20 protein-coding genes are annotated in these 16,644 nt (G+C 65.2%); 12 read left to right on the forward strand and 8 right to left on the reverse strand.

Translation table 11 applies throughout. The features are described from left to right. Nucleotides 1-65: 65 nt before the first annotated feature. Entirely contained in the window at nucleotides 66-590 is a 525-nt protein-coding gene (locus DPM35_RS06860; RefSeq protein ID WP_425373347.1) for a GNAT family N-acetyltransferase, read from the forward strand. A gap of 60 nt (nucleotides 591-650) precedes the next feature. On the opposite strand, the gene DPM35_RS06865 is transcribed toward DPM35_RS06860, so the two are convergent. From DPM35_RS06865 to DPM35_RS06880, 4 genes are all read right to left on the reverse strand, one after another. Then, complete coding sequence (locus DPM35_RS06865) at nucleotides 651-935, reverse strand: SCP2 sterol-binding domain-containing protein (RefSeq protein WP_112126551.1); 285 nt, start codon at nucleotides 933-935, stop codon at nucleotides 651-653. A gap of 190 nt (nucleotides 936-1,125) precedes the next feature. Further along, nucleotides 1,126-1,656, reverse strand: a complete 531-nt coding sequence (locus DPM35_RS06870) for a hypothetical protein (protein WP_112126552.1) — start codon at nucleotides 1,654-1,656, stop codon at nucleotides 1,126-1,128. Nucleotides 1,657-1,687: 31 nt separating this feature from the next. Then, on the reverse strand, nucleotides 1,688-2,107 hold the full coding sequence (locus tag DPM35_RS06875; RefSeq protein ID WP_095817122.1) for a hypothetical protein: 420 nt from the start codon (nucleotides 2,105-2,107) through the stop codon (nucleotides 1,688-1,690). 8 nt (nucleotides 2,108-2,115) lie between these two features. Beyond that, nucleotides 2,116-2,655 (reverse strand): rod-binding protein, encoded by a 540-nt coding sequence (locus tag DPM35_RS06880; protein ID WP_112126553.1) that lies wholly within the window; start codon nucleotides 2,653-2,655, stop codon nucleotides 2,116-2,118. 290 nt (nucleotides 2,656-2,945) lie between these two features. On the opposite strand from DPM35_RS06880, the gene DPM35_RS06885 reads away from it, so the two are divergent. From DPM35_RS06885 to DPM35_RS06925, 9 genes are all read left to right on the forward strand, one after another. Continuing rightward, a complete protein-coding gene (locus DPM35_RS06885; RefSeq protein ID WP_112126554.1) occupies nucleotides 2,946-3,215 on the forward strand; it encodes an acylphosphatase in 270 nt (89 codons plus the stop codon). A gap of 160 nt (nucleotides 3,216-3,375) precedes the next feature. Then, a complete protein-coding gene (locus tag DPM35_RS06890) occupies nucleotides 3,376-4,026 on the forward strand; it encodes a Rieske (2Fe-2S) protein (protein ID WP_112126555.1) in 651 nt (216 codons plus the stop codon). Further along, nucleotides 4,023-4,868 (forward strand): aromatic ring-hydroxylating oxygenase subunit alpha, encoded by an 846-nt coding sequence (locus DPM35_RS06895; RefSeq protein ID WP_112126556.1) that lies wholly within the window; start codon nucleotides 4,023-4,025, stop codon nucleotides 4,866-4,868. The genes DPM35_RS06890 and DPM35_RS06895 overlap by 4 nt, the downstream gene beginning before the upstream one ends. After that, entirely contained in the window at nucleotides 4,865-5,524 is a 660-nt protein-coding gene (locus tag DPM35_RS06900) for a glutathione S-transferase family protein (protein WP_112126557.1), read from the forward strand. The genes DPM35_RS06895 and DPM35_RS06900 overlap by 4 nt, the downstream gene beginning before the upstream one ends. Nucleotide 5,525: 1 nt before the next feature. Next, nucleotides 5,526-6,905 carry an amidohydrolase gene (locus DPM35_RS06905; RefSeq protein WP_112126558.1) on the forward strand — a complete coding sequence of 460 codons (1,380 nt, stop codon included), beginning with the start codon at nucleotides 5,526-5,528 and terminating at the stop codon, nucleotides 6,903-6,905. 33 nt (nucleotides 6,906-6,938) lie between these two features. Further along, nucleotides 6,939-8,033 carry a BMP family ABC transporter substrate-binding protein gene (locus DPM35_RS06910; protein ID WP_181591973.1) on the forward strand — a complete coding sequence of 365 codons (1,095 nt, stop codon included), beginning with the start codon at nucleotides 6,939-6,941 and terminating at the stop codon, nucleotides 8,031-8,033. Between the two features lie 2 nt (nucleotides 8,034-8,035). After that, nucleotides 8,036-9,559: an ABC transporter ATP-binding protein gene (locus DPM35_RS06915; RefSeq protein WP_112126560.1), complete on the forward strand. Its 1,524-nt coding sequence runs from the start codon at nucleotides 8,036-8,038 to the stop codon at nucleotides 9,557-9,559. Further along, nucleotides 9,556-10,656, forward strand: coding sequence for an ABC transporter permease (locus DPM35_RS06920; RefSeq protein WP_112126561.1), 1,101 nt, complete (start codon nucleotides 9,556-9,558; stop codon nucleotides 10,654-10,656). Before DPM35_RS06915 ends, DPM35_RS06920 begins: the two co-directional genes overlap by 4 nt. Next, entirely contained in the window at nucleotides 10,653-11,564 is a 912-nt protein-coding gene (locus DPM35_RS06925; RefSeq protein WP_112126562.1) for an ABC transporter permease, read from the forward strand. Before DPM35_RS06920 ends, DPM35_RS06925 begins: the two co-directional genes overlap by 4 nt. Nucleotides 11,565-11,709: 145 nt before the next feature. On the opposite strand, the gene DPM35_RS06930 is transcribed toward DPM35_RS06925, so the two are convergent. Genes DPM35_RS06930 through flhA form a run of 3 tightly spaced genes read right to left on the reverse strand, consistent with a single transcriptional unit; the run spans nucleotide 11,710 to nucleotide 14,935 of the window. After that, a complete protein-coding gene (locus DPM35_RS06930) occupies nucleotides 11,710-12,093 on the reverse strand; it encodes a hypothetical protein (RefSeq protein ID WP_112126563.1) in 384 nt (127 codons plus the stop codon). 5 nt (nucleotides 12,094-12,098) lie between these two features. Continuing rightward, nucleotides 12,099-12,851, reverse strand: coding sequence for a flagellar biosynthetic protein FliR (gene fliR, locus DPM35_RS06935; protein ID WP_112126564.1), 753 nt, complete (start codon nucleotides 12,849-12,851; stop codon nucleotides 12,099-12,101). After that, nucleotides 12,848-14,935, reverse strand: coding sequence for a flagellar biosynthesis protein FlhA (gene flhA, locus DPM35_RS06940; RefSeq protein ID WP_112126565.1), 2,088 nt, complete (start codon nucleotides 14,933-14,935; stop codon nucleotides 12,848-12,850). Before flhA ends, fliR begins: the two co-directional genes overlap by 4 nt. Before the next feature lie 121 nt (nucleotides 14,936-15,056). Between flhA and DPM35_RS06945 the strand changes: the two genes are divergently transcribed. Continuing rightward, nucleotides 15,057-15,356, forward strand: a complete 300-nt coding sequence (locus DPM35_RS06945; RefSeq protein WP_112126566.1) for a putative quinol monooxygenase — start codon at nucleotides 15,057-15,059, stop codon at nucleotides 15,354-15,356. 13 nt (nucleotides 15,357-15,369) lie between these two features. Here the strand turns inward: DPM35_RS06945 and DPM35_RS06950 are convergent, their stop codons facing one another. Then, on the reverse strand, nucleotides 15,370-15,843 hold the full coding sequence (locus DPM35_RS06950; protein ID WP_112126567.1) for a MarR family winged helix-turn-helix transcriptional regulator: 474 nt from the start codon (nucleotides 15,841-15,843) through the stop codon (nucleotides 15,370-15,372). Nucleotides 15,844-15,905: 62 nt separating this feature from the next. Here DPM35_RS06950 and DPM35_RS06955 point away from each other — a divergent pair, with 62 nt between their 5' ends. Then, nucleotides 15,906-16,634 (forward strand): NAD-dependent epimerase/dehydratase family protein, encoded by a 729-nt coding sequence (locus tag DPM35_RS06955; protein WP_112126568.1) that lies wholly within the window; start codon nucleotides 15,906-15,908, stop codon nucleotides 16,632-16,634. Nucleotides 16,635-16,644 lie beyond the last annotated feature (10 nt).

Below are 16,644 nucleotides of genomic sequence, written 5' to 3' on the forward strand. Positions count from 1 at the left end.
TCCGGGCACAGGCTGGCTCGCGCGGCGCGCCGGACGAGGGGGCCGCCCATGCGCCTGCCTTTGTCATCGTAGGCGAAGGCGCCGGCGATGCTGCGGCGCGTGAAATGCTGCTCGACCGCGCCATGGGGCCGAAGCGCAAGAAGAAGTCGTCCGAGAAGCTGCGGCGCGGCCGGCGGCCCTCGGAGGGCCTGGCCTTCGTGGCCCGCGATGCGTTGGGCGTCGTCGTCGGCACGGTGCGGCTTTGGGACGTGAGGCTGCGCGAGGGCGGTCCCGCAGCGCTTCTGCTTGGCCCGCTGGCGGTCGAGCCTGGCTTGAAGAGCGGCGGCATCGGCTCGGCGCTGATGCGGCATGCTATCGCCGAGGCCGCGCGGCTCGGCCATGGCGCGATCCTGCTCGTCGGCGATGCGCCCTATTACGGACGGTTCGGCTTCTCGGCCGATCGCACCGGAGCGCTTGCCATGCCCGGCCCCTATGAGCGGCACCGGCTTCTGGCGCTGGAGCTGAAAGACGGCGCGCTGGATGGCGCCAAGGGCACGATCAAGGCGGCCGGCCGCAAGATCAAGGGTCAGGCGCCGGGCTTCGTCGCCTGACGGCTACTATTCGACAAGAAACAACGCCGCCCGATGGGCGGCGTTGTTTCTTGCGAACGATCAGCCGAGCAGCTGGCTGAGCGCCATGGCGACGGTCATGTCGCCTTCGACTTTGAGCTTGCCGGCCATGAAGGCCATCGTCGGGTTGAGGTCGCCGGCAATCAGCGAGTCCAGATCGTCAAGCGAGAGCTTGACGGTGCAGTCGGTCGGCGCATCGGTGGTCGAGACGGTCGCGCCGTCGATGACGATGACGCCGTCGCTGCCGGTGTCGAACTTGACCGAATGTTCGAAGCCGGCGCTTGCCACGCGCGACCTGATCCTGTCGGCAATCTCCTGAACGCCCATGGCGGTTCTCCTTTGGTTGCGTTGACGCGCACCGGCTTGTCGAGCCGCTGGGCGAGGCGCCGCGCCCGGGCGCGGCCACCTGTCACCGGCGCATATAGCTTCGAGTTGACGTTAACGTCAACGCGGTCACCATGCGTCATGTCGCAACAGGAGTAAGCGCGGCTGAGGCATCCGTGCCGAGCCCGGGCAATCAATGCTCCGGCGTGGCCTTGAACGCCTTGGTCATCGCCGCTGCGGTTTCGCCGGCACCCCTGCGGCGGCGCAGCGCGTTGTCGCGGATATCGTCCTTGGAGAGGAAGTTGACCTGGTCGATCAGCACATCGTGCACCAGCTCGACGCCGATGCGGGTGTTGATGGTATCGCGGATCGACTTGCGGAAGGCGTCGAGATCGATCGATTCCTTCTTGGTGAAATCGATCTGCGGATTGGAATAGAGGTAGGAATAGACCTGGTCGGTCATCAGCGCCTGCGCCGGGACCGACAGCTTCTTCATCTGCTCCGGCTCAATCGTGTAGACGAGCTTGGTGAGGAAATAGCCGTCGATCGTGCCATCGCGCAGCAGCGGCACCGAGATCATGTCGGTCTTGACGTAGTCGAGGCCGCCCAGCATCGGCTTCGGCGGTTCGGCCGCGCCGCGCTGGCTGGCCGCCTGGAAGGAGTAGAAGACAGCGCCGAGCGTCACGGCGCAAATCCACAGCGCGGCGGCGATGAATTTTATCACCAGGTCTGTCCTTGCGCCGCGATCATGTTCATCAGGCCCTGGCCATTCCGAACTCGCCGGCCGAATAGGTACCGTCGGCATCCGCGCGCTGGATGGCGTTCCTCAGAAGCGTGGCGACCTCGTTGACGGCGTTGAGATGGGCAAGGATCGCCGCTTCGTTCTTGGCCAGTTTCTGGCGCAGCCGCAAAAGGCCTTCGCGATGCTGCTCGAGGAATTCGATCTCGTTGGCGCCCTTCAAGGCGCGGTTGAGCTCGTAAAGATACCGGCTCTTGCGCGCGTTCGAGGACTTGAGGTCATAGGCCGTCCCACTGCGGATGCCGGCGGTCTCCTCGTCCACGACTTCCTCGATGCGGCCGATGATGGCGGCGAGGTTGCCGGGTCGTGCGGCGGCGGGCGCTTCCAATGCATTGGCGCGCGCGGGAAGGTTGGAAAGGTCCGTCTGGTCGGCCATGTAGGTCCCTAGATCTTGATGTCCGTTTTTATGGTTGTGTCGTCGCCGGTCATCGACCGCGCGGCCTTGCGTTCAAGCTCCTCGACCATCGAGGTCGAAAGCCTGGTCTGCTGGTCGGTCTCGGCTTTCTGCGGTCCGCCGGCAACGGGGCCGACCGGCACCTTGTGCTTGCCGTCGAGATAGTGGTCGGCGAGCATGGATCGGGCGATGCCGATGCCGCCATGCGCGGCCATGACATCGGCCACCTTTTCGGCGAGCTGCGACTTCCACATGTCGCCGGCCAGGCCCTTGCCGTAAACGCCCTCGGTGTCCTTGGGCATCATGTTCTGGATGAAGGTCGTCAGCACCATCGCCTCGAAGCGCTGGAACTTCTTCGCGGGATTGGCGGCTTCCGCCTTGTCGGCAGTCGCGCGCGAGAGCACGGAGCCGGCATCGACCGTCGCGGACGGATCGACCGAGAAAGCGCCAGGCGCACCACCCGCGCGCCTGAGGAGCGCCGCACGCGCGGCCTCGACGTCGGCCGGCTCCGCTGCGCGGGCGACGTCCATGACGATGTCGCTGGGTGGGGAAATGGCCAAAAAAAGTCCGCCCTTTGCCGGTTTTGTTAGTTGCACAATGGCTGAAGAAGCTTGTGGCAGGCTTGCGGGAAAAGGGAGGCGGAATGCGGACAGCAGCTGCCCACATCCTGATTACCCTGTAGGGGGCCGGAACGGCCACTTCCCGCCGTCGACAAGGCGCTGCCCGGGAACGGCCGCTGTAAGCAAGCTCGCTCCAAAGGTGCTTCAGCGATTGAGCAAAATGTAGATAGCTATATATCTGTTTCGTTGCCGAGGCTTCTATGAGCGAGCAAAATTACCATTTCTGGCGGGAGCACATGACGATCCTCGGCGATGTCGAGGCGGCATCCTTCCTTCCGTGGATCGAGCGTCATGCCGCCAAGCTCGGGCTCGCGCAGGCAATATGCTTTGCCGGTCCCGACCGCATCGAACTCGACATTGCCGGTCCAGCCGAGCTCGTCGACATGATGGAGATGGGGTGCTCTCTTGGACCAATCGATGTCTGGGTCGAGGCCATCCGCCGGGTGCCGATAGAGAGCGAATCGGGCTAGTTTCCGGCCTGCGGCCTGTCCCTGCGAAAGGTGCAATGCACCTTTTTTGGGCATTATTGCCAGTGAGGAAATGTTGTGCAAACGTGACCGGGTCTTTTAGCATGTCCTTGACCGCTAAGCCGCGCCCGGGAACATGCTGGTGTCGTTTGAAAGTTGATGTATGCCTCCCTACTCGACCGGCTCTTGGATACCTGTTGCACTCTCCGCGGACTTGCCGGCGGGAACCGTGATGCCAGCGCAATCCCCAGCCGGGCCGGTTGCCCTTTGGCGAAGTCGCTCCGGCCGTATGGCGGCCTTTGCCGACAGATGCCCTCATCGCGGCATGCGCCTCTCCCATGGCTTCGTGCGCGGTGAGACCCTGTCCTGCATCTATCACGGCTGGAGCTATGCCCAGGCGGGAAACTGCCTACGTATTCCGGCCCATCCGGCACTGACGCCGCCGGACACGATTCGTGTCGCGACACAGCCCGTCGAGGATGGCGGCGGCATCATCTGGATTCCGGTTGGCGAACCCGCCGCTGGGCCGCCACGGTTCGACGGAGTTACCCCCCTGCGCTCAATGGTGGTGGAGGCCGACATCGCCGCGCTGGAGGAGGCCGCAGGGACGAAGGCCGCTGAAGGCCTGCTCGACTATGCGCATGATGGCCGGACCGTGCGGCTGCTGCTTGCTCCCGAAGGGAAAGCGCGGACGCTGATGCATGTTCTGGTGGACGAGGACAGCAATCCGAGCGAGCGTATCGCCGCGTCGAGGGCCGCCGAGGCGCTGCGGCGGACGGCCGAGCATGTTGCGGCCAGCGGGACCGCCCGATGACCCGCAACGCGATGATCGACGAATGGTATCCGGTCGGCCTTGTCAGCCAGCTCGATGCGCATGGACGCAAGACCGCCCTCATGGGCGAGCCGATCGAGGTGAGGCTCGGCGAGGACGGGAGCGCTAAGGTCACCGGCGGCAACGGACGTGTTCTGCCGGCCTGTATCCGCTATGGCCATGTCTGGTCGTCGCTCGGCGATCCGCAAAAGCCGCTGTTTGCGATCCCCGAGGCCGACCAACCCGGCCGCCGGCTCGTCGATGTCGGGGTGGTGCGCGTGCGCTGCTCGCCACTGCGCGCGGTGGAGAACTTCCTGGACATCGCGCATTTTCCGTTCGTCCATACCGACATATTGGGAGCCGAGCCGCATACGGAGGTGCAGAACTACAAGGTCGAGATCCGCGAGGACGACGACGAGGTATGGGCGACCCAGGTGCAGTTCTACCAGCCGCAGGCCGCCAAGTCGGCGCAAGGCGGCATCACCACGCAATACATGTATCGCGTGCCCGCGCCGACCTGCTCGATCCTCTACAAGACCTGCCCGCCGCGCCCGGGTGAATGGGACGTCATCACCCTTTTCGTGCAGCCGCTTGCCGAAGACCTGTGCGACGTCTGGCCATGGATGGCGCTGTTCGACGACGAAACGCCGATGACGGACCTGATCCATTTCCAGCAGACAATCTTCGTCCAGGACCGGTCGATCCTGGAAAACCAGATCCCGGGGCTGCTGCCGCTCGATCCCGGCATGGAGATTCCCACGCGGGCCGACCTGACCTCGGTTGCCTATCGGCGCTGGCTGAAACGCCACGGCTACACCTACGGCGCGCAACTGGTGGCGCAATGAAGCTCTACGACTACGTGCTGTCACCGAGCTGCTACAAGGTGCGCCTGATGGCGGCACTGACCGGTGTGACGCTCGATATCCGCCCCGTCGACTTCCATCCCGGCGCCGAGCATCGCGGCCCCGAACTCCTGGCGCTCAACCCGGCGGGCTCGATCCCGATTCTGGAGGATGGCGACCTCGTGCTTACCGAATCCTCGGCCATGCTGGTCTACCTGGCCGCGACGGCGGCGCCGCAATGGCTGGGCAACGATGCGGCCGGGCAGGCGGCGACCGTCCAGCAATGGCTTTCCTTCTCGCAGCGACTGACCGCCAGCCTGGGAGCGGCGCGCCTGCACGAGATGCTGCTGCGTCCGGGCGATATCGATGCGCTTCGCGCGCAGGGCACGGCGGCCCTGCGGGAACTGGAAGCCGGCCTCGTCGAACGGCGCATCCGCGGTCAGCGCTTCCTTGCGTCGGACCGACCGACGGTCGCCGATATCGCCTGCTTTCCCTATGTCGCGCTGGCTCCGGACGGCGGCGTTTCGCTCGATCCCTATCCGGCGATCCGGCTATGGTCGCGGGCGATCCGCGCCATCGACGGCTTCATCGAGATGCCCGGCATCCACCGGCTGCACGAGCTCAAACCCGAGCCCTCACCTGAAGGCGGCGAAGCCTGACATGGCGGGTTATCTGTTGAAGAACTGCGCTGCGGTCATCGTCGACGATGGCGACGGTCCGCGCGTCCGTCGCAATGTCGATGTCTTGACCGACGGCCCGGCGATACGGGCCATCGGCGAAGGCCTCGACAAGGGGGAACTGCCTGGCGGCACCGTCGCGCAGGACGCTGCCGGGTGGTTTGTCTATCCCGGCCTCGTCAACACCCATCATCACTTCTTTCAATGCTTCGTGCGCAACCGCGCCGACCTGGACTGGACGAAGCTGTCGGTCATCGAATGGCTCGACCGCATCTACCCCATCTTCTCGCGGCTGACCGAGGAATGCTTCTACCACGCGTCGGTCACGGCGATGGCGGAGTTGATAAAGCACGGCTGCACGACGGCTTTCGACCATCAATACTGTTTTCCGCGGCACGCCGGCAAACGGCTGATCGACCGGCAGTTCGAAGCGGCCGAACTGCTCGGCATGCGCTTCCACGCCGGACGGGGCGGCAACACGCTGCCGAAATCGGAAGGCTCGACCATCCCCGACGCCATGCTGGAAACGACGGACGAGTTCATCGCCGACTGCGCCCGGCTGATCGACGCCTACCATGATGCCGGTCGCTTCGGCATGCGCCAGGTTGTCGTCGCGCCCTGCCAGCCGGTCAACTGCTATCGCGACACCTTCGTGGAATCGGTGGCGTTGGCGCGCGACCGCAAGGTGCGCATGCACACCCATGTCGGCGAGGGCGAAAGCCCCGTCATGCAGGCCCGTCACGGCCTGCGCACGGTCGACTATTGCGCCGAGATCGGCTTCTGCGGGCCGGATGCCTTCTATGCCCATTGCTGGGAGTTGTCCCACGACGAGCTGCGCAAGATGGCGGCAAGCGGGACCGGCGTCTCGCATTGCCCTGAGCCGGTCTATCTGGTCGGCGCCGAGATCACCGACATACCGGCGATGTCGGCCCTCGGGCTCGGTGTCGGACTGGGCTGCGACGGCGCCGCCTCGAACGACAATTCCAACCTGATGCACTGCATCCATTCTGCCTACATGCTGCAATGCCTGGCGGCGTCGACGCGCGACCATCCGGTGCCGCCGCCGGCCGATTTTCTCGGCTATGCGACGACGGGAGGTGCGGCGCTGCTCGGGCGCGGCGACATCGGCAGGCTGGCGCCCGGCATGGCCGCCGACCTCTTCGCCATCGACACCCGGCGCATGGACTATGTCGGCACGCGGCATGATCCGCTGAGCCTGCTGGCCAAGGTGGGCATCGGCGCGCCGACCGACATGACGATGATCAACGGCCGGGTCGTTTGGGCCAAGGGAGAATTCCCGGGGCTCGACGAGGCCAGGATGTTCGCGCAAGCCGATGCGGCGCTCGCGACCGTGGAATTCTAGCAACCAAAACCAAAAGCAAGGGGAACCGACATGCTGATAAATCTTACCCGCAGAACATTGATGAAGGGCGCCGCCGCTTCCGGCCTCGTTGCCGCGGTGGGCAGCCGCGCGCTTGCCGCCGACGAGCCGCTGGGCATCGCGCTGGTGGTCCCCTCGCCGGTCGGCGATGTCGGCTGGGGTCGCGCGCTCGCCGACGGGCTCGAGCCGGTGAAGGCAGCCTATGGCGACAAGGTGAAGGTCACCATCATCGAGAACATACAGGAGGGACCGGACGCCGACCGCATCATGAACAAGGCGGTCGCCGATGGGAACAAGTTCCTCATCGCCGGGTCCTTCGGATACCAGAACGGCGCCCTGCAGGTCGCGCGGCGCAATCCCGACGTCACGGTGCTGCATGCTTCCGGCTTCCAGGTGGCGCCGAACTTCTCGCCCTTCGCGGCCCAATATTCGCAGGGCACCTATCTGATGGGGATGGCGGCGGCCGCGCTTTCGAAGACCGGCAAGCTCGGTTCCGTCTCCGCCTTCGCCATCCCCGAGCTGATCACCTCCATCAACGCCTTCACCTTGGGCGCGCAGGCGGTGAAGCCCGATGTCGAGGTTTCGGTCGTATGGGTGAACTCCTGGTTCGACCCGGCCAAGGAGCAGGAAGCCGCCAAGGCGCTGCTGGCGCAGAAATGCGACGTGATCTTCTCCAACGCGCAGGACACGCCGTCCGTCATTTCGGCCTGCGAGGAGGCCGGCGTCCCCGCCTTCAACCTCAACTCGTCGATGAAGAAATACGCGCCCAAGACCTATCTCGGCTGCGTGGCGACCGACTGGTCGCCCTTCTTCAAGGCCTCGGTCGACGCCCACCTCGCCGGCAGCTTCAAGGGCGCCAACGCTTTCCTGGGCGTCGGCGACAAGGTTGTCGAGGTCGTTGACTGGAACCCGGGCATCCCGGCCGACATGATGGCCAAGATCAAGGAGGTTGAAGCCAAGATCGCCAACGGCAGCTTCTCGCCCTTTACCGGTCCGATCGCCAAGGCCGACGGCAGCGAGGGCGTCCCCGCCGGCAAGACGATGACCCAGGCCGAGATCGTCGCCATGGACTGGCACGTCAAGGGTGTCACAACGCCGCTGCCCAAGTAACCATGACCGCCCCGCTTCTGTCGCTGCGCGGCATCTCCAAGAGCTACGGCCAGATCCATGCCAATCGAGACATCGATCTGGACGTGGCTCCGCGCTCGATCCATGCGATCCTCGGAGAGAACGGGGCGGGCAAGTCGACGCTGATGAAGCTGATCTACGGTGTCGAGCAGCCCGACGCGGGATCGGCGACCTGGAAAGGAGAACCCCTGGCCCTCGCGTCCCCGGCGGATGCGAGGCGCAAGGGGATCGGCATGGTCTTCCAGCATTTCTCCTTGTTCGAGACGCTGACAGTCGTCGAGAACATCCGGCTTGTCGTGCCAGGGGCCAAATCGGATCTTGCGCAAGGCATCCGCAAGCTCGGCCGCGACTTCGGCCTGGAGGTTGATCCGCTCGCCCACGTGCATTCGCTTTCGGTCGGTGAGCGGCAGCGGGTGGAAATCATCCGCTGCCTGATGACTCGACCGGAGCTCCTGATCCTTGACGAGCCGACTTCCGTCCTGCCGCCGCAATCCGTAGACAAGCTGTTCGAGACGTTGCGGCGGCTGCGCGACGGCGGCGTCTCCATCCTGTTCATCTCGCACAAGCTGGAGGAGATTCGCGCGGTCTGCGACCGTGCAACCATCCTTCGCGGAGGGCGCATCACCGGCCACGTGGATCCGCGCGACCACGACGCGCATGACCTCGCCCGCATGATGATCGGCCGCGACATGCCTCAGCCCATGCCGGCGGTTGCCCATTCCGGCGGAGAGAAGCGCCTTGAAATCGTCGGCCTCGACCATCGGCCCGACGATCCCTTCGCCGTGACGCTTTCCGACATCAGCCTGACGGTCCGGGCAGGCGAGATCCTCGGTATCGCCGGCATATCGGGCAACGGCCAGAGCGAACTCGCGGCGCTGATCTCGGGCGAGACAGTGCTGCCGCGGGAAAAGTCCGAGCGTATCTTCATGATGGGCAAGGACGTCGGCGTGCTCGATGCGGCCGCCCGCCGCCGGCTGGGTTTCGCCTTCGTTCCCGAGGAACGGCTGGGCCGCGGCGCGGTGCCGGAAATGTCGCTCGTCCTCAACAGCCTTCTGACCGCCCATCCCTCCGGCCTCCTGAAACGCGGGCTGGTCGACACGCCCCGGGCGAAAGCTTTCACCGAAGAGTGCATCCGGCAGTATGACGTACGCACGCCGGGCTCCGAAACGGAGGCTGGGGCGCTTTCGGGCGGCAATCTGCAAAAGTTCATCGTCGGCCGCGAGATCATGCTGTCGCCGAAATTGCTGTTCGTGGCGCAGCCCACCTGGGGCGTGGACATCGGCGCCGCAGCCGCCATCCGCCGGCGCCTCGTCGCCCTTCGCAATAAAGGCATGGGCATTCTCGTCATCTCGGAGGAACTGGAGGAACTGTTCGAGCTCTGCGATTCCATCCAGGTGATCCATCAGGGCCGGCTCAGTCCGCCGCTGGTGACGCGCGACACCAGACCCGAGGAGATCGGCCGCTATATGATCGGTGCGCATACGACCGCCGAAAAGGTCCCCGCATGAGCGCTCTGCCCCTGGGGTTCCTTCCCGTTCTGGTTCGCCGCGAACATGCCTCGCTTGCAATCAAGCTGCTCGCCCCGCCCGTGGCGCTGGGCCTTGCGACACTGCTCAATCTCGGGCTCTACCTCCTGATGGGTCGCGATCCGGTAGCCGTTTTCCACGCGATGCTGCTCGAACCTTTCCTGTCCTGGGCTTCGTTCTCGGAAGTCCTGCTGAAGATGGGGCCGCTACTGCTCATCGCGCAGGGGCTTGCGATCGGCTTTCGCGCCAAGGTTTTCAACATCGGCGCCGAGGGCCAATTCATCCTCGGCGCAATCTTCGCGTCGGCCATTCCCATCTGGCTCCCGCAGGCGACGGGGCAGTGGATCTGGCCCTCCATGCTCGTCCTCGGTGCGCTGGGCGGCGCGCTTTGGGCTTCGCTCACAGCGTTCTGGCGCGTGCGGCTCAACGCGAACGAGATTCTCGTATCGCTGATGCTGGCGCTCGTTGCCGCGCAAGTGCTCAACTACCTGCTTCTCGGCCCCTGGAAGGACCCCGCCGGGTTCAACTTCCCGCAGTCGGTCATGTTCCAGTACGACGCGATGGTGCCGATCCTGATCCCCGGCACCCGCGTCAACGTCTCGCTGCTTATCGCCTGCGCGCTGTCCCTCGCGGCCTGGTTGTTCATGCAGAGGAGTTTCGCGGGCTACAAGCTGCAGGTCGGCGGCCTCGCGCCGCGCGCGGCCGCATACGCCGGCTTCAACGAAGGCCGCGCAATCTGGATTTCCTTCCTCATCGGCGGCTTCGCGGCCGGCCTCGCCGGGGCGGCCGAGGTGGCCGGGCCGCTCGGCCAGTTGCAGCGCTCCATCTCGACCGGCTACGGCTATGCGGCCATCATCGTCGCTTATCTCGGCGGACTTCATCCGATAGGCATCATTTTTTCCGCGCTGCTCATGGCGGCCCTCTATATCGGCGGCGACAACGCCATGGTGTCGGCAAATCTGCCGGTCGCCGCGGTCCGGGTCTTTCAGGGCAGCCTGTTGCTCGCCTATCTCGTCGCCATCGCCTTCGTCCGCTACCGGCTCGAATGGCGCCATGCCGCCCAGGGAAGCGCTCCATGAATGCCCTCGAGTTCATCGTCGCCGGAATGCTGGCGGCGGCCACGCCGTTCCTTTTGGCGGCGCTCGGCGAGATGGTGGCCGAGCGGGCCGGCGTCCTCAATCTCGGCGTGGAGGGACTGATGGCCTTGGGGGCGATCATCGCCTTCATCATCGTCTATCACGGCGGCGGCCACCTCCTGGGTTTCCTCGCCGCGGGCCTCGCCAGCGCGGCTCTTTCCCTTGTCTTTGCCGTCATCGCGCTGGGGTTCCGCGCGAACCAGGTCGCGGTGGGACTCGCCATAGGCATACTCGGCCAGGGCCTATCGGCACTGTTCGGCAAGACCTATGAGAGCCTCACGGTCAAAGGCCTTCCGAAGCTTTCGTTGCCCTGGCTTTCAGATATCCCGGTCATCGGCGGCCTGTTCGCCCAGGACGTCGTCGTGTGGCTCTCGCTGGCGGCGACCGTCGCCATCTGGGCAGTATTCGCCTACACCAAGACCGGCCTTGTCGTTCGCGCCGTCGGCGAGAATCCCAAGGCGGCCCATGCGCTCGGCTATCCTGTGATCGCGGTGCGCTTCGCCGCTGTCGCCTTCGGCGGCGTGTTGGCGGGCTTCGCCGGCGCCTACGCGGCCGTGGTCTACACGCCGCTGTGGGCCGATGGCATGATTGCCGGGCGCGGCTGGATCGCGATCGCGCTCGTCGTCTTCGGCACCTGGCTCACCAGCCGTATCTTTCTCGGCGCCTGCCTCTTCGGCGCCGTCTCCCTGGCAAGCCTGGCGGCCCAGGCGACCGGACTGGACGTCTCTTCGCAACTTCTATCGAGCCTGCCCTATATCGTGACAATCATTGTGCTGGGCATCATTTCTTCGAACCGGCGTCTGCTCAAGCTCAACGGCGTGGCATCGCTTGGAGAGCCTTTCGAGCAATAGTGTCGCTCGCCGCCCAAGCGCGTTGGCCAACGCCAGCGGCAATCCATGTCGGCTTCAGGTAATGAGGAATTCGAATTCAGCGTCCGACATGCGGCGCAATGCGGTCGCGATGTCGTCCGTGAATCACCTTCGGGTTATTACTGGGCTACTCCTCGGCCCGTTTCTGCGTGATCAGGTCGAGCCGCTCGCGGTCGGAGCGTTCGCGTTCGTCGCGGCGGCGCACGTCCTTGTAGGCGCGCTCGACCATGTTGGTCCGCGCCGTGGCAGTGGCGACCAGCGACGCTTCCTGGCGGGCATTTTCGAGGTTCTGTTGCTGCCGGCCGAGCGCGTCGGTGATGCGCTTGTGGTAGAGCGCGGGAAAGAGGCCGGCGAGCGATTTGTCAGTGTCGAAATGCTCGATCAGCTCCTTGGCCTCCGCTTCCGCCTTGACGGCGGCGGCAAGGAAGCCGGCATGACGGGTTTCGTGCAGCGCCTTCAACTGCTCCTGCACCTTGACCAGTTTCTTCAGGCGGTCTTTTCGCGTCGTCATGGCGCCTATCTTGCCAGCGTGAGGTCGACGAAGCCGTCGACGAACAGCGACAGCAGCGTGCCGACGGCGAAGTAGAAGATGATCATGCCGCCGGCAATGACGAAGGGCAGCGAGATGAAATAGACCGGGATCTGCGGCGTCAGCTTGTTGACGAAGCCGATCGTCAGATTGACCAGGATGGCATAGGCGACGAACGGGCTGCCGAGGCGGATGACCAGGAAGAAGGCGTCCGACACCGTGTCGGTGACGTCGACGAGCGCCGCCTGCGGATTGAAGAACACGTTGACCGGCGCGACCTGGTAGGAGGCGACCAGCGCCTTGACGATCTCGTGGTCGAAGTCGAAGACGAAGAGCAGAAGCAGCGCCGAGAACGAGATGATGGCGGCAAGTGCCGCCTGCGGCTCCGGCTCCTCGATCGCAGGCCCCCCCGAGCCGCCATAGCCGATCAGCGTGGCGATGGCCGAGCCCATGAAGCGCAGCGCTTCCATGTAGAGCCTGGTCATGGCGCCGATCAGCCCGCCGACCAGCAGCTCGGAGACGATCATCGGCGCGAGCACTTGCGGGCGCGGATCGACGAACGGGTAGATGCGGTCCCACAGGAAAGCGAGCAAGCCGCCGGTGGCGGCGACCGACACGAAGAGCCTGATCTGGATCGGCACGCGGGCGCTCGACAGGCCGGGCATCAGCATGAAGCAGGCGCCGATGCGGCAGAAGGCGAGGAAGGCGGCGATGACGACGCCTTGCGAGAGCGCGTTCACGAGATGGTTCCGAGCACCTTGATCTCGACGCCCTTGGCGATCTCGACATGGCTGAGCACGGGAAGCGTCGTGAACAGCCGCTCGATGATCATGCGCACATAGGGACGCGCGTCGGGCGCGGTGACGAGCACGAAGCGCTCGCCGGCCTCGAGATGCTTGCGGATCGCCTTTGTGGCGTCCTGGCCGAACTCCTCAAGCTGGCGCGGGTCGATGTCGAATTCGCGCACCTCGCCCTTGGCGTCGCGCTTGAGGCTCTGGTGGAAGGCGAGGTCCCAGCGGTTGCCGAGGCGCAGCACCTTGAGCATGCCGCCTTCGGAGAGGTCGCCGCAGATCTGCTGCGCCATGCGGATGCGCACATGCTCGACGATCTGCTCAGTGCGGCGCACATGCGGCGCGATCTCGGCGATCGCCTCGATGATCAGATGCAGGTTGCGGATCGAGACGCGCTCGGCAAGCAAAAGCTTCAGCACCGCCTGGAGGCCGGGATAGGAGATGTGCGACGTGCAGATCTCGTCGGCGAGCTTGCGGTATTCGGGGTCGAGCCGCTCCAGCAGCGCCTTCATGTCCTTGTAGGACAGAAGCTGCGGCAGGTTGTTGCGGATCACCTCGGAAAGATGTGTGAGCAGCACCGACATATTGTCGGCGAAAGTGAAGTTCTCGCGCCTCAGATCCTCGGCGAAGGTTTCGAGCACCGAATAGGCGCGCATGCCGAAGGCCGGCTCGCGGATCTCCTCGCCGGGGATTTCCGGCACGCCGCGCGTGCCGAGCAGAACCATGATCTCGCCGACGCGCATCTGGTATTCGGCGACCACCGTGCCGTGCACCTTGATCTGGTAGCTCTTCGGCGGAATGGCGAAGTCGTCGGCGACGCGTACCTCGGGCACCACGAAGCCGTATTGCTGGGCGAATTTCTTGCGCATCTTCGACATGCGGAAGACCAGTTCCTGATGCGCCACCATCAGCCTGGTCGACAACTGCTTGCCGATCAGAAGCTCGATCTCGGCGGTGACGAGCGAGGCCTTGACCGAGTTCTTCTCCTCCTCGACCTTGTTCGCTTTCTCCTGCGTTTTCAGGGCTTCGGCGGCGGCAAGCGCGCGGCTTTGGCGCAGCGGGATGATGTAGCCGAGGCCGGCCATGCCGCCGGCGAGCGCGAAGAAGGGGAACAGCGGCAGGCCGGGCATCAGGCCGAGGATGACCAGCAGCGAGGCCGCGACATAGAGCGCGCGCGGATGCGCGCCGAGCTGGCCGAACACCGCCTGGTTGGCCGAGCCGCGCGTGCCGCCCTTGGAGACGAGCATGCCGGCGGCGAGCGAGACGATGAGGGCCGGGATCTGGGTGACCAGGCCGTCGCCGACCGACAGCTTGATGAACACGTCGGCCGCCTGGCCGAGGCCCATGCCGTGGCGCAGATAGCCGATGGCGATGCCGCCGACGATGTTGATGGCGGTGATGATCAGGCCAGCAATGGCGTCGCCGCGCACGAATTTCGAAGCGCCGTCCATCGAGCCGAAGAAGGAGGATTCTTCCTCCAACTCGCGGCGGCGCAACTGCGCGGTCTTCTCGTCGATCATGCCGGCGGAGAGGTCGGCGTCGATCGACATCTGCTTGCCGGGGATGGCGTCGAGGGTGAAGCGCGCGCCGACCTCGGCGATACGGGTGGCGCCCTTGGTGATGACGATGAAGTTCACCACGATCAGGATCATGAAGACGATGAGGCCGATGACGAAGTCGCTCGACATCACCAGTTTCGAGAAGCCGGAGATGACATAGCCGGCGGCATGCGTGCCCTCATTGCCGTGCGACAGGATCATGCGCGTGGTGGCGATGTTGAGCGACAGGCGCAGCATCGTGGCGATCAGCAGCACGGTCGGGAAGGACGAGAAATCGAGCGGGCGCTGGATCCACAGCGCCACCATCAGGATCAGCACCGAGAGCGCGATCGAGAAGGCAAGGCCGATATCGATGAGGAAGGCGGGGATCGGCAGGAACAGCACCGCCAGGATGACGACGATGCCGAGCGCGAAGAACACGTCACGGCCGTTCTTCGCCACCAGGCCCGACGGGAGTGTTTCGCTGATCGCCATGTCGTCCCCAAATCAAGAACCGCCACGCACAAGGCAGGCCCTCGACCGTAACCCGCCAAGCTTGCGCGAAGGTGGGAGAGTGGCTACGGGACCTTGCCACGGTCTTGCGAAAGGATGGCAAATGCTTCTGATCACCGGCACGATCCGGCTGCCAGCCGACAGGCTCGAACGGGCAAGGCCGGCGATGCAACGCATGATCCTGGCAAGCCGGGCCGAACCGGGCTGCCTTCACTATTCCTACGCGCAGGATGTGCTGGACGCCGGGCTCATCCATGTTTCGGAAGCCTGGAGCGACCGCGCCGCGCTCGAAGCGCATTTCAAGTCTGCGCATATCGCCGAGTGGCGCGAGAGCTGGGCGGAGCTCGGCATCAGCGATCGCAAGCTTACGCTTTACGAGACGGACGGCGGCGCGCCGACTTGAACGCCGGAGGGCTTTACGGCTGCGGCGCGTCCGCGGTCGCAACGTTGACCAGCCAGCGCCGCACGGCGCGTTCCTCCTCGGCGGAGAGGCCGGCGGTCAGTTCGCCCTCGAGCTTGTAGACGCGCTCCCGGCATTTCTTCAGCAGGGCGCGGCCGCTCTCCGACAGGTCGAGGTGCTGGATGCGGCCGTGGACGGCATGCGGCCGGCGGACGAGGGAGCCGGCCTTTTCCAGATTGCCGACAATCACGCTCACCGTCTGCGGCGTCAGCACCGCCAGCCGGGCCAGATCGGCGTTCGAGATGCCGGGATAGGCCGAGATCATGGTAAGCGCCGCGAACTGCGCCTGTGTGACGGCGAATTCATCGAGCGCCCGCTCCACCTTCAGTCGGTAGGCACCGGCTGCCTGGCGCAGCAGATAGCCCAGATAGCCTTCCTCGCCGCGCTTGCCTTCGCCGGCGGCCGGAATGGAGGGATTCTTCTTGCGCATAATATCAGAGCTCTTATATGTTATTCGTACTCTGATATTATCGCAACAAGGAGCGAAAGACGATGGGCCATCGTATTTTTCTTGCCGGCGCCTCGGGCGCGATCGGCCGCCGGCTGGTACCGCAACTGGTAGCGGCCGGCCACAAGGTGACGGCGACGACGCGCCAGGCGGCAAAGGCTGACGACCTTCGCGCGCTCGGCGCCGATCCCGTGGTGGTCGATGTGTTCGATGCCAACGCGTTTCGCGCGTCGGTCGTGGCGGCCAGGCCGGAGATCGTCATCCATCAGCTCACAGACCTGCCGGCCGGGCTCGATCCATCGAAAATGGCCGAGGCGGTCGCACGCAACGCCCGCATTCGCGACGAGGGGACCCACAACCTCGTCGAGGCGGCGAAGGCTGCCGGCGCAAAGCGGCTGATCGCGCAAAGCATCGCCTGGGTCTATGCGCCGGGAACGGAGCCGCATGCCGAGACCGATCCGCTGGACAGCGGAGCGGAAGGCGGCCGCGCCATCAGCGTCGGCGGCGTCATTGCGCTGGAGAAGCATGTGCTCAACGCCTCGCCGATCACCGGCATCGTGCTGCGCTACGGCCATCTCTACGGACCGGGCACCGGCGCGGAAAGCGCCGCGGAGCCGGCCGTGCATGTCGACGCCGCCGCTTACGCGGCACTGCTTGCCGTCGAGCGCGGAACGCAGGGCGCCTTCAATGTCGCTGAGCCAAACGGCCATATCACGACCGACAAGGCCGTCAGCGAGCTCGGCTGGCGCGCCGATTTCCGGCTGACCGCATGAGAGGAGGGTT

Origin of the sequence: Mesorhizobium atlanticum (assembly GCF_003289965.1) — a bacterium.
GTDB classification, from domain to species: Bacteria; Pseudomonadota; Alphaproteobacteria; order Rhizobiales; family Rhizobiaceae; genus Mesorhizobium; species Mesorhizobium atlanticum.